At 43.0% G+C, this 11,573-nt stretch carries 12 protein-coding genes; 6 read left to right on the top strand and 6 right to left on the bottom strand.

From position 1 onward, the window contains the following. Nucleotides 1–294 precede the first annotated feature (294 nt). Genes Xinn_RS02785 through Xinn_RS02765 form a run of 5 tightly spaced genes read left to right on the top strand, consistent with a single transcriptional unit; the run spans nt 295 to nt 6,061 of the window. The gene (locus Xinn_RS02785; protein ID WP_086953385.1) at nt 295–2,313 is read left to right on the top strand and encodes a TonB-dependent hemoglobin/transferrin/lactoferrin family receptor; all 2,019 of its coding nucleotides are present in this window, start codon (nt 295–297) and stop codon (nt 2,311–2,313) included. A gap of 55 nt (nt 2,314–2,368) precedes the next feature. After that, complete coding sequence (locus tag Xinn_RS02780) at nt 2,369–3,442, top strand: hemin-degrading factor (RefSeq protein WP_086953386.1); 1,074 nt, start codon at nt 2,369–2,371, stop codon at nt 3,440–3,442. Then, nucleotides 3,439–4,257: a heme/hemin ABC transporter substrate-binding protein gene (locus tag Xinn_RS02775; RefSeq protein ID WP_086953387.1), complete on the top strand. Its 819-nt coding sequence runs from the start codon at nt 3,439–3,441 to the stop codon at nt 4,255–4,257. The genes Xinn_RS02780 and Xinn_RS02775 overlap by 4 nt, the downstream gene beginning before the upstream one ends. Next, nucleotides 4,254–5,267, top strand: coding sequence for a FecCD family ABC transporter permease (locus Xinn_RS02770; RefSeq protein ID WP_086953388.1), 1,014 nt, complete (start codon nt 4,254–4,256; stop codon nt 5,265–5,267). The genes Xinn_RS02775 and Xinn_RS02770 overlap by 4 nt, the downstream gene beginning before the upstream one ends. Before the next feature lie 8 nt (nt 5,268–5,275). After that, nucleotides 5,276–6,061, top strand: a complete 786-nt coding sequence (locus Xinn_RS02765) for a heme ABC transporter ATP-binding protein (RefSeq protein ID WP_422645995.1) — start codon at nt 5,276–5,278, stop codon at nt 6,059–6,061. A 114-nt stretch (nt 6,062–6,175) separates the two neighbouring features. On the opposite strand, the gene Xinn_RS02760 is transcribed toward Xinn_RS02765, so the two are convergent. After that, a complete protein-coding gene (locus Xinn_RS02760; RefSeq protein ID WP_099137598.1) occupies nt 6,176–6,778 on the bottom strand; it encodes a hypothetical protein in 603 nt (200 codons plus the stop codon). A 369-nt stretch (nt 6,779–7,147) separates the two neighbouring features. Between Xinn_RS02760 and Xinn_RS02755 the strand changes: the two genes are divergently transcribed. Beyond that, a complete protein-coding gene (locus Xinn_RS02755; protein ID WP_086953391.1) occupies nt 7,148–7,513 on the top strand; it encodes a helix-turn-helix domain-containing protein in 366 nt (121 codons plus the stop codon). Between the two features lie 79 nt (nt 7,514–7,592). Here Xinn_RS02755 and lplA read toward each other — a convergent pair whose 3' ends face one another. The 5 genes from lplA to arnT form a co-directional block, all read right to left on the bottom strand. Then, nucleotides 7,593–8,609, bottom strand: coding sequence for a lipoate--protein ligase (gene lplA, locus Xinn_RS02750; RefSeq protein ID WP_086953392.1), 1,017 nt, complete (start codon nt 8,607–8,609; stop codon nt 7,593–7,595). 77 nt (nt 8,610–8,686) lie between these two features. Further along, nucleotides 8,687–9,172, bottom strand: coding sequence for a C40 family peptidase (locus Xinn_RS02745; RefSeq protein WP_086953393.1), 486 nt, complete (start codon nt 9,170–9,172; stop codon nt 8,687–8,689). Then, complete coding sequence (gene arnF / locus Xinn_RS02740) at nt 9,172–9,567, bottom strand: 4-amino-4-deoxy-L-arabinose-phosphoundecaprenol flippase subunit ArnF (protein WP_086953394.1); 396 nt, start codon at nt 9,565–9,567, stop codon at nt 9,172–9,174. Before arnF ends, Xinn_RS02745 begins: the two co-directional genes overlap by 1 nt. Further along, on the bottom strand, nt 9,564–9,911 hold the full coding sequence (gene arnE / locus Xinn_RS02735) for a 4-amino-4-deoxy-L-arabinose-phosphoundecaprenol flippase subunit ArnE (protein WP_086953395.1): 348 nt from the start codon (nt 9,909–9,911) through the stop codon (nt 9,564–9,566). Before arnE ends, arnF begins: the two co-directional genes overlap by 4 nt. Continuing rightward, entirely contained in the window at nt 9,911–11,572 is a 1,662-nt protein-coding gene (gene arnT / locus Xinn_RS02730; RefSeq protein ID WP_086953396.1) for a lipid IV(A) 4-amino-4-deoxy-L-arabinosyltransferase, read from the bottom strand. The genes arnE and arnT overlap by 1 nt, the downstream gene beginning before the upstream one ends. Nucleotide 11,573 lies beyond the last annotated feature (1 nt).

The following is an 11,573-nucleotide window of genomic DNA, read 5'->3' as shown; positions in this document are numbered from 1 at the left end:
ATTCATCTCTCTATTAAAAAAAGAGCTTGAAGTTAATTACCATAGAAACGATAATTATTCTCAATATTAGAATAATTATTGTTCATATTATCTATGGAAAAACTAACTGACTACCCGTACCCCCATATTATCCCTTTGCAACAGCAGATCCTTTTGGCGTTACATCGTGATTCACGCCTGAGCAAAAGTCTTACTTTTGCCTAATCGTGAGCCTGAGAATACACCATGTTCATATGATGAGATAAAAACCACTCGCACGTTTCAAAACACCGTTAAATCATGGAGATGACTTGTATGTCCCAGATTCAGCCACCAAACCTGAAATTGTCTGCATTAAGTATCGTTATTTTAGCAGGCTTGTCTTCCGCTCATGCAGCAACTGCTTCAACTGAAAAAACAGTTTCAGCAGAAAAAAGTAAACATAAAGACACAATAACGGTTTATGCCACAGGAAATCAGCGTGATAGTTTTGAAGCACCTATGATGGTAACGGTTGTTGAAGGGAATTCAGCCAGCAGCAAAGTCGCAGGCAATGCTAATGATTTACTGCGTAATATTCCCGGAATTAATGCCGCTGATTACGGTCGCGCTAACGGGCAAGACATCAGTCTGCGTGGTTACACTCAAAAAGGTGTTTTAATGCTGGTTGACGGTGTACGTCAGGGAACTGATACCGGGCATATCAATGGTGTTTTTCTCGATCCGGCACTGATTAAACAAGTTGAAATTGTTCGCGGCCCATCGGCTCTGCTCTATGGCAGTGGTGCATTAGGTGGTGTCATTGCCTATCAGACCGTTGATGCCGCCGATCTCTTGCAGGCCGGGCAAAATAGCGGCTTTCGGGTTTTCAGCCGGGCAGGAACGGGAGATCACAGCTTGGCTGTTGGTGGAACTGCATTTGGTAAAACAGATAATCTTGATGGCCTGTTTACTTTCAGTACCCGCGATGTTGGCAATATTCGCTACGGCGGTGGTATACAAGGCCGAAACGATGAAAGCATCGGCAATACGATGGCAAAAGGAACATGGAAAATTGATGATAGCCAGTCAATTGGTGGTGAACTACGCTATTACCGTAATAAAGCTCAGGAACCCAAAAATCCACAGTCTATTAATGATCATAGCGGAAACGTCTGGGCGGATCGTACAACAGCACAGCGTGATGCACAGCTGACTTATAAGCTTAATCCATCGGAATATAACTGGCTGGATCTGAGAAATGATATTTATTACTCCGATATTGCCATCAATACCAAAACGCAACAAGAGGGTTTTGAAGGCCGTAAACAGGAAACTTACGGCATAAAATTGGAAAACCGCACCCATTTGAGTGCAATCCCTTTTGCGGCTCATCAATTTACCTATGGAACTGAAATATATAAACAAAAACAAAAGCCAAGCCGTGATACTCTTAATGGGTTCCCAAAAGCCGATATTCGTTTTGCTTCCGGCTGGCTACAGGATGAAATAACCATTCGTGATTTGCCGGTTTCAGTTATCGTTGGTACACGTTACGACAACTACAAAGCCTCAAACGATAAATATAAAGATATCAATGCCAATAAATGGTCATCAAAAGGCGCTATCAGTATTAGCCCTACAGACTGGTCAATGCTGTTTGCTTCCTATTCTCAGGCATTCCGTTCTCCGACAATCGGAGAAATGTATGATGATGCTCAACACTTTCCCGGAAATAATTGGAAACCCAACCCTAACCTGCGTCCAGAAAGTAATGAAACTCAAGAATATGGCTTTGGGTTACGCTTCGATGATCTATTGATCAGTAGCGATGGACTGAAATTTAAGGCCGGCTATTTTGATACTAACGCGAAAGATTATATTTCCCGTGCTGTGAAAGGAAGTTTTACCGAATCAATCAATATTCCAAGAGCCAAAATCTGGGGTTGGGATGTTTCCATGAATTACAACACTGACTGGTTCGCGTGGGATTTAGCTTACAACCGCACTACAGGTAAAGATGAGCAAACCGACAAGTCTATTGTAGCTCTCAGCCCTGATACCCTCACCAGTACGTTAGACATTCCGCTCTCTGATACCGGATTATCTCTTGGCTGGGTAAGTAAATTTTCCAGCCAGACAAATTTTAAAGATGAAAATGGAAAGAAAAATGCTTCCCAACAGGCAGGTTACGGCGTCAATGATTTCTATATCAGCTATCACGGTGAAAACCAGCTGAAAGGTGTCACAACATCTGTCGTACTCGGCAACGCTTTCGATAAGCAATATTACTCGTCATTGGGTGCTCCGCAGAGTGGCCGTAATGCCAAGCTGTTTGTCAGCTACCAATGGTAAACAAAAAAAGTACTATTTTTAAACTACAATGCATTTTTTTAAGGAGTCAGCAACTGTGAATCAGTCACTTTATGAACGTTACCAACAGGCAAAAGCAGATAATAAAGCCAAATATGCACGCGATCTGGCGGCTTATCTTAATGTCAGCGAAGGAGAGTTACTGCACAGTCGTGTCGGTATCGACGCAAAACGTCTGAACGTTGATGCTCCAACACTACTGAAAGAACTGGCCATTGTTGGTGAGACCAAAGCCATTACCCGTAATGACTTCGCAGTTCATGAGCATATTGGTCGTTACGAGAATACACAGTTCAGTGAACATGTTGGCTTAATCCTCAATCCGCGTGAACTTGATTTGCGTGTATTTTTCGAACACTGGAGCAGTGTTTTCTCTCTGGTAGAACCTGCGAAAAACGGTATGCGCCACAGTATTCAGTTCTTTGATCGTCAGGGTGATGCATTACACAAAGTATACACAACCGCAAATACTGATATGGCAGCATGGGAAGCCCTGATTGAGAAATACCAGACAGAAGAAAACCCTGCGCTGGAAATACAATCAGCAGAAGTTGCTCAACATGCAGAAATGACTGAACAGCTTAAAGTACAGTTGGATGAAGAATGGCGTGCAATGACTGATGTTCATCAATTCTTCATTATGATGAAACGTCATAACCTGAACCGTCAGCAAATCTTTAATGCAGTAAAAGATGATTTGGCTTACCGTGTAGATAACTCTGCCCTGAGTCAGATCCTTGAAGTTGCGCACAAAGATCAAAATGAAATTATGATCTTCGTTGGTAACCGCGGCTGTATCCAGATTTTTACTGGTAAACTGGAGCGCCTGATGCCTTATCAGGAAGAAAACTCTTCCCAGAAATGGGCAAACATTTTTAATCGTCATTTCACATTGCATCTGATTGAAAGTGCCATTGCTGAAAGCTGGATCACCCGTAAGCCAACAACCGATGGCTTTGTTACCAGCCTTGAGCTGTTTGATGCTGAAGGTAACCAGATTGCCCAACTGTATGGTCAGCGTTCCGAAGGTACAGCTGAGCAGGCACAGTGGCGTGAACAGGTTGCCGCTCTGCCTAAACTGCAATCAGAAAAGGAAACGCGTGTAGCATGAAAAAGTGGCTTCTAACATTTATGCTTACCATCTCTGCCAGTGCGTTCTCTGCCGAACGTATTGTCACAATTGGTGGTGATGTGTCTGAAATTGTTTTTGCACTGGGTGAAGGGCAGCATGTCGTTGCCAGAGACAGTACCAGTAAAAATCCTCAGGAAATACTTGCAATTCCTGATGTGGGATATATGCGAATGCTGAATTCAGAAGGGGTTCTGTCCATGCGACCATCACTGGTGATCGCAAGCGAACTGGCTCAACCTTCTCTGGCACTCAAGCAAATCGAAGATTCCGGTGTAAAAGTCATTAAAGTGACCAGTCAAGCCTCGTTAGAAGCCGTTCCTGAAAAAATTAAGACCGTCGCCAAGGCGGTCAAACAGGAAAAACGTGGTGAAGAGCTAATCACTCAATATCAGCAACAGTTGGCTGCAATCACCACGTCAGAGATCCCGACGAAAATTATGTTTATCATGAGCCACGGCGGGATTATGCCAATGGCTGCCGGTCAGAAAACTGCGGCGGATCAGATTATTCACGCTGTTGGTGCCCAGAATGCCATGCAGGGGTTCAACGGATACCGTCCTCTCTCTCAGGAAGGCGTTATCGCCAGCCAGCCAGACTTGCTGCTGATCAGCACCGACGGGCTGGAAACACTGGGTGGAATGGATAAACTGTGGCAACTGCCGGGGCTGAACTTTACCCCCGCGGGCAAGAAAAAACAGGTTATCGTTGTCGATGAAATGGGTCTGCTCGGATTTGGCATCCAGACTCCTGCTGTCATGAAAAAAGTCCGTGAGGCTGCGGAGAAAGTACGATGAGTCGTTCTCAATCCCCCAGCCTTGGTCTGATATTACTGGGCGTCTTGCTATTTATTCTGGCAGTCAGTTCAGCCAATATGGGGGCATTGCCTCTTTCTTTTAAAACTCTGTGGGATTCCTCTTTGGAGGATCCACATTGGCAAATCTGGTTAAATATCCGCTTACCACGCATTTTATTAGCTATTCTGGTTGGAAGCGCGCTGGCTATTTCAGGTGCTGTCATGCAGGGTTTATTCCGTAACCCTCTCGCTGATTCAGGGCTATTGGGGATCAGCAGCGGAGCAGCGCTGGCAGTGGCACTGACTATTGTTGTGCCCTTCATTCTTCCATTTTCTCTGCCTGACAGTATTGCGTTATACGGTCATATTATTGCTGCTTTTGTCGGCAGTTTATTGGTTTCATTCCTGATATTTTCGTTAAATAAATATAGCCACGGCAATATGTCAAAACTGTTGCTTGCGGGTATTGCTATTAATACTCTTTGTGCCTCATTTATCGGCGCACTGAGCTATATCAGTAATGATCAACAATTGCGTCAGTTTTCCATTTGGATGATGGGTTCACTAAGCCAGATCGAATGGCCGACGCTGATTATCACAGCTTCTATTATTATTCCTGTGTGCCTGCTGACTCTCAGTCAGTCACGGAAACTGAACCTTCTGCAATTAGGTGATGAAGAAGCACACTATCTGGGCATAAATGTCGAACGAACCAAATTTCAGTTATTACTGTTAAGTGCCTTGTTGATTGGCTGTGCGGTAGCATTGAGCGGTGTTATCGGCTTTATCGGCCTTATTATTCCTCATCTTGTCAGATTAAGATTCGGTGGTGATCATACCTGGCTACTGCCAATATCTGCATTAGGTGGAGCCTGCATGCTGTTAACTGCGGATACATTAGCCCGAACGCTGGTTGCTCCCGCTGAAATGCCTGTCGGTCTTATCACCGGCTTAATCGGTGCTCCTTACTTTTTATGGTTGATTCTTAAACCATCAGGAGGCCGTTTGTAATGGAGCCGATAATGCAAAAAAGTTTGCTCGAAGCTAAAAACCTGAACTATTTCATCGGGCAACGCCAGATTATCAAGGATGTGTCTCTTTCTCTCAATCAGGGAGAAGTTATCGCAATTATCGGGCCTAATGGTGCAGGTAAATCCACATTATTACGACTGTTGACCGGTTATGTTGCTCCTGCCAGCGGTGAATGCCTGTTACAGGGCACCTCCCTTTCTGACTGGGAACCGCAGAAACTCGCTCGTATTCGCGCTGTCATGCGGCAATATAGTTCGCTTTCCTTTCCTTTTAGTGTGGAGGAAATCATCGCGATGGGGCGTGTCCCCCATGAAAACACACATAAGAAAACGGCTATCGAGGAAGCGATTGCATTAACAGAGTGTGAAGAGCTGAAACATCGTAATTACCAGCAACTATCCGGCGGAGAACAGCAACGGGTTCAGTTAGCCAGAACACTGGCTCAACTCTGGCACCCGGAGCCAACAGGCTCTTGCCTGTTTTTGGATGAACCAACATCAGCACTGGATCTTTACCACCAGCAACACACATTACGGCTTGTTCATAATCTCACCCGTCAGCGTCCTCTGGCTGTCTGTTGTGTATTACATGACCTGAATCTGGCTGCACTCTACGCAGATAAGATCCTACTGTTACACAAAGGGGAATTAGTCGCCTCTGGTACACCACAGGACGTTCTGCGTGATGATATTCTCAAACGATGGTATCGGGCTGACTTAGGTGTTATGCAACACCCTGAAACTCACCAGCCACAAATTTATCTCCGGCAGTAGTCGGTTTCCTGATTAAGCCCAAGAGATTAAAGGCAACTTTTGCAAATATCCGCAAAAGTTGCCTCTATAATTGAGCCAATTAAGTCGGCGTTATCAGAATAACGTAGAGCTATCTCATCGTTGCCGCCGTGCCGACGGCAGATACCAGAATGTAGCAATCAGACATAAAGCATAGCCAAACATTTCACAGCCCTCTTCTACCATGTTTTTGACTGCGCGATTAAAATGTTCATCCATCAATCCCTGCCAAAGTACCCCCATACCAAACAGGCGGGAAAATACTAATACACATAGCAGCCCGCAAACCATCATTGAATAACTTTGGTGACGGGTGAAATGTACCAGCCCAACAAGCGTTTTCGATCCCTGCATGCAAGCGTAACTGATACAAAGCAGAGCCAAAGGAATTGCAAACCATGACCACGCTCCGTGGAAAATGACATCAAAATATACATCCAGTTCTCTGATTAACAGACAGCTAAAAAAACCAGCCATCAGAATAAGCGATGCCCGTAATTTCAAGTTTCGCTTTGCTTCATAAAATAACAGTATTGCGATTATAAATAGTGAAATTTCCTGAAAAATTTCAGTGAGTGACTCTTCCTGTACGCTGTTATGCAGATAATTGACATCTAAAAATAACAAGCCGGTTGTTCCTGCTATCATCAATGCATATAAAATAAAAAAAACCAATTTTCTGGCTAAAAAGAGAAACATGCTAAATATCCACCAAGAAAAACAACAAATCCAAAATAAAAAGCCCTCAGTGATGGGCACAGAAGCTGATTTTATCTGGTTCGGTAATATATTTTATACTTTCCATGCCTTTAATTTACTTTCATTCATGTCTGATAAAACACGTTCATCTACTTAGTACTACATAAAAATCGGGCTGTATAAAATTGAAGAAATAACTAACAGAAATGTAACCAGAAATTAAAAATAGTTAATATTTATTAATTTCAGATCGCACATTTTGCGTATACGCCATAAAATATATTATTAAAATGAGCCATTCCAATAATATTGATTATCATTTGTATATCACTCTTTTTCAGCACAAGCCCACAGTCGTGGGAGGTATATATGTTAGAAAGTGTTATCAACGATATTGTTAAGTGGTTAGAAAACCAGCTTCAACTGACTGAAGGCATTAAAATTGATGCCATTGCCCATAAAAGTGGTTATTCAAAATGGCATTTACAGCGTATTTTTAAGGAGCTGAAAGGTTGCACATTAGGTCAGTATGTACGTCGACGCCGCCTTCATGAAGCAGCCAAGTCTTTACGTGAGGATGATTTACCCATTCTCGATATTGCCCTGCAATATGGGTTCAGTTCTCAGGCTACATTTACCCGAATTTTTAAAAGGCACTTTAATACAACGCCAGCTAAGTTCCGAGAAAACGGTAATTTACCTGAATTAAAAGCATTTTTATTTTGTGAAGAGTAGCCCATAGTAAAAAACCATTCTTTTTGGTCAACTTCCCTGTTGTTGGCCTTCCTTCAGGGCGATTCCTGTGAATTATTTTCTATTTCAGTTCATTCACCAGCCAAAATGAGAACTGCTGCAACTCGGTATCTAACAAGGGATATTGCTCTCTGATAGCCTGAATAACCTGCCCGACAGCCTCTGGTTGATATGTCACACCAGATAATTTTTCAGCCAGTGCTTCAAATGGCGCAGGTTCCAGACTGTCAGTGAAAATCTGGCAACGACCGATGATCCCATGTTCAATATCAACATGCAGTTCAATGCCACCCCAATGAAATCGGGTATCTAATGCATGGCTAAATGCCGGTGCCTGCCCGAAATTCCATTCCCAACTGCTTTGTTTAGCAAAGACATCAATAAAACCGGGTAAATCCGGTAACGCTTGTGGTGAAATAATTTCCGGTTCCACAATCTCACCAAAATACTCGAAAAACGCATTTGTGATGCCTGCACATACTTTTTCATGCGTGATATCCGGTAACAAATCTGACAGATTTGCCACTCTGGAACGAACAGAAGTAATACCTTTAGCCTGTAATTTTTTAGGGTCAGGATTGAGATAATCAGCGAGGCGGTTCAAATTTGCATTAATCAGCAAAGTTCCATGATGAAACCCGCGATCTTTAGTTTCCCGATATGCAGAACCTGAAATCTTACGCTCCCCTTCCGGCGATGATAAAACCAAATCATTACGACCAGAAACCATGGCATGAATACCGGATTTTTTTAATCCGTCCAGAATAATCTGAGTCGAAATTTCTTTGTTATATGTAGGTTTACCAGCCATAAAGGTAAAACATGTATTGCCCAAATCATGAAAAACCGCACCGCCACCACTACTGCGCCGCGCTAGTTTCACACCATCCTGTTCCATACGTCGCGTATTACATTCTTTCCACGGATTTTGCGCACGCCCTATGACAACAGTATTAGCATTACGCCATAAGAATAAAACACTCTGCTCCGGCGACATTTGCCGGAAAATACATTCTTCAACAGCAAGATTAAACCAGGGATCATAAGAATCAGACAGCAGCAAGCGTAATGTGGACATTATTTGTCTCCGGACAAAGAAAAACAACGCCTTAGAATACCATAACGCTCCGATTAAATTGGTGATTCAGTTCTGGATCATAATCTGCGGGCCTGCCAAAAAACACGCTGCCAATAAACATTATCAAGCGAGGAACGTATAACACCGTGGCTGGTAGAGGCATGAATAAATTCATTATTAATATCATAAATCCCCACATGTAACCCGTTCTTACCACTGCCTGTTTTGAAAAAAACCAAATCACCCGGCATCAGATCTTTTTTGTTGATCCGAGTTCCCAGTTGAGTCTGTTGATTTGTTGTCCGTGGAAGGAGGATATTAAAGCGATCATGAAAAGTGCGATAAACAAAACCAGAACAGTCAACTCCACGCCGATCCATACCTCCGTAGCGGTAAGGCGTCCCCCTCCACTGCTCAAGCTGCTCTTTTAATTTTGCAATAACCATAATCGGATCAGAAAGAGAGGCTCGTAATGGTGGCAAATTCGATTGTGTAACAGGGTTAGAGCAACCGATAAGCAACAGACTCAGAAGCAGATATAAATACCTGATTTTTATTAACATTAATCAGCCCTCCGGCTTTCTGGCCTGCTAATAAACCAAACACCAAATAGAATTAGCAAGACGCCTGCCGTTTTTAGCGGGGAGATATTTTCATTAAACCAAGGTAATAATACTGCCATCAAATAAACAAAAATGTAACTCAGACTTAATAGCGGATAGGCTTTATTCAACGGCAGATATTTCAAAGTAAAAATCCAACAAAACATAGAGAGTGCATAACTGATCAACCCCGCCATCACCACCAGCAAAGGATTATAATTTGACCACAACCAGTCAATACTGATGCAGTGTAGTAATATGGATAGCTCAGGTAATCGGTCAACTCCCCATTTCAGAAAGAGCTGAGCTACCGTAACCAGCAAAACACTTGCTACTCCCCAAAAATACCCTCTCATTGATTCAGGCTCATTAGTAAAATCCCCAACATAATCGCTAAAACACCGATCCAGTGTTTTAACCCCACTTTCTCCTTATACAAAAACTGCCCAATCAACGTGATTACCACAAAATTGATGCTCAGCATCGGGTAGGCAATACTCAGCGGTAAAAATTGCAGCAAACGCAGCCAGAATATCATTCCGGCTCCCAGAAAAAGCACAGCACTCACTAACCATACCATCACAAACGGGATTTTATAGGGCGTATCTTTTTTCCAGCCAAGAACCGCTTGTTTCTGGCAAATCTGTCCTGCGCAGGTTAATAGACTAACCAGTATCAATAATCCTGTACTACTGCTCATTATAATTGCTTCTTATAAATAACAAGAACAAAACGGGATTTTCTCTCTACAAGATCAGGTGTAGGTAATTCAGGAAGTTTTCCTTTTGCAGACAATAAAAAAACGATTGCAACCTGACCATTTTTTCGTGCATTAGCCAGCCAGTAAGGAAATTGTTCCTGTGTGATATACCGATTTCGGCTATCTGGATAATCCAGCCCGTAGGCCAGCTCTCCCTTGTTCTGGAATAAATAAATATCACTGCGTTTTAGTTCCCACGCAACTGCTGCTCCTACTCCGACTGATGGAGATAAAATATATTTGCTTTCTGCCAGCTCTTTTTCGTGTTGCCGGATGAAATCCTGTGGAAGTTTAGAATTAATCGTTCTATCAGGTAGTGCACTGCCAATTGATAAACTGAGCATAATTGAACAGGCTGCGGCCCATTTCCAGCGCTTACCATTATGCATAAAACACAGATAGCCGACCGCGCCCCAAACGGCAAACGCCAAAATCCCCAATACCAATTTACGCCATTCATTAGCCTGATAAAGCGGGGTTTTGGGGAAAATTTCCATCACGATAAGTGCCAATATTGCAAGCAGGCCAATGAATACATTTATTAACCCATTAAATTTCAATGCCTGTATTTTGCCATTTTTTATACTATCAATGGCGTACTTTGCCATCATCAATGCTAACGGCCCCATACATGGCAGGATATAGGTCAGTAATTTGCCTCTCGCTATACTGAAAAATATCAGCGGCATCAAAAACCAGCACAAGAGAAAAAACATTTCAGAGTGATTTTTTTTCGCTTTCCAAGCGGTAACTAATGCACCGGGTAATAACCCTAACCATGGAATGACACCCAAAACCACTATCGGCAGATAAAACCAGAACGGGGATGCATGTTGTGCATTCTCAGCAGCAAAACGCTGTATATGTTCAATCCAGAAAAAATAATGCCAATAATCAGGCTCCCGCAAAGCCACAGCAATCACCCACGGCAGACTAACCAAAACAGCACTGATAACGGCTATCGGGCCAAAGCGGAGCATCTCCAGAAAACGTTTCTGGTATAGCGTGATAGGTATCATTGAGATTACCGGCAAAGCCAGTGCCAGAAAGCCTTTTGTCATAAAGGCCATGCCACAGGTTATACCCAGAACAAACCAAGCGAACACCCGCTCGCGGGTACGACTGGCTTTCAGTGCCCAATAACAGCAGACAATGCCTGCGGTGACCCACAATGAAAGCATGGGATCGAGCACACTGTAAGTTCCGACAGAAAACACCATAAACATGGAGATATAAATCAGGCAGGAGACAAATGCAGTCTGACGACACTGCCACATCATCATGGCTAACCGATAAAGAAGAAATGCGCTGAGCATGATGCTGAATACTGAGCCAAAACGCACAGCAAAATTGTTATCTCCGAAAATCCACTGACTGATGTTATTTATCCAATAGCCAGCAATCGGTTTCTCAAAATAACGGATATCCAGAAAATAGGGTACAATCCAATCGCCATGTTGTAACATTTCCCGGCTGATTTCAGCATATCGGGTTTCATCGGGTTGCCATAAAAGACGTCCATTTAAAGGGATCAAGTAAGTAAAAATAAAAAAAAGAGCCATTAAAACGGCTCCGACTTTATTCGTTCGAATATCAGACATA

Source organism: Xenorhabdus innexi (assembly GCF_002632485.1).
Classification (GTDB): Bacteria; Pseudomonadota; Gammaproteobacteria; order Enterobacterales; family Enterobacteriaceae; genus Xenorhabdus; species Xenorhabdus innexi.
Note: the sequence above shows the minus strand (reverse complement) of the source record. Positions and strands in the feature narration are given on the sequence as shown.

What these genes read in the sequence shown, in the direction of transcription:
- lplA (WP_086953392.1), bottom strand. Translation starts at nt 8,609, where the DNA reads ATGTCCACATTACGCTTGCTGCTGTCTGATTCTTATGATCCCTGGTTT.
- Xinn_RS02785 (WP_086953385.1), top strand. Translation starts at nt 295, where the DNA reads ATGTCCCAGATTCAGCCACCAAACCTGAAATTGTCTGCATTAAGTATC.
- Xinn_RS02760 (WP_099137598.1), bottom strand. Translation starts at nt 6,778, where the DNA reads ATGTTTCTCTTTTTAGCCAGAAAATTGGTTTTTTTTATTTTATATGCA.
- arnE (WP_086953395.1), bottom strand. Translation starts at nt 9,911, where the DNA reads ATGAGCAGTAGTACAGGATTATTGATACTGGTTAGTCTATTAACCTGC.
- Xinn_RS02775 (WP_086953387.1), top strand. Translation starts at nt 3,439, where the DNA reads ATGAAAAAGTGGCTTCTAACATTTATGCTTACCATCTCTGCCAGTGCG.
- arnF (WP_086953394.1), bottom strand. Translation starts at nt 9,567, where the DNA reads ATGAGAGGGTATTTTTGGGGAGTAGCAAGTGTTTTGCTGGTTACGGTA.
- arnT (WP_086953396.1), bottom strand. Translation starts at nt 11,572, where the DNA reads ATGTCTGATATTCGAACGAATAAAGTCGGAGCCGTTTTAATGGCTCTT.
- Xinn_RS02770 (WP_086953388.1), top strand. Translation starts at nt 4,254, where the DNA reads ATGAGTCGTTCTCAATCCCCCAGCCTTGGTCTGATATTACTGGGCGTC.
- Xinn_RS02755 (WP_086953391.1), top strand. Translation starts at nt 7,148, where the DNA reads ATGTTAGAAAGTGTTATCAACGATATTGTTAAGTGGTTAGAAAACCAG.
- Xinn_RS02745 (WP_086953393.1), bottom strand. Translation starts at nt 9,172, where the DNA reads ATGTTAATAAAAATCAGGTATTTATATCTGCTTCTGAGTCTGTTGCTT.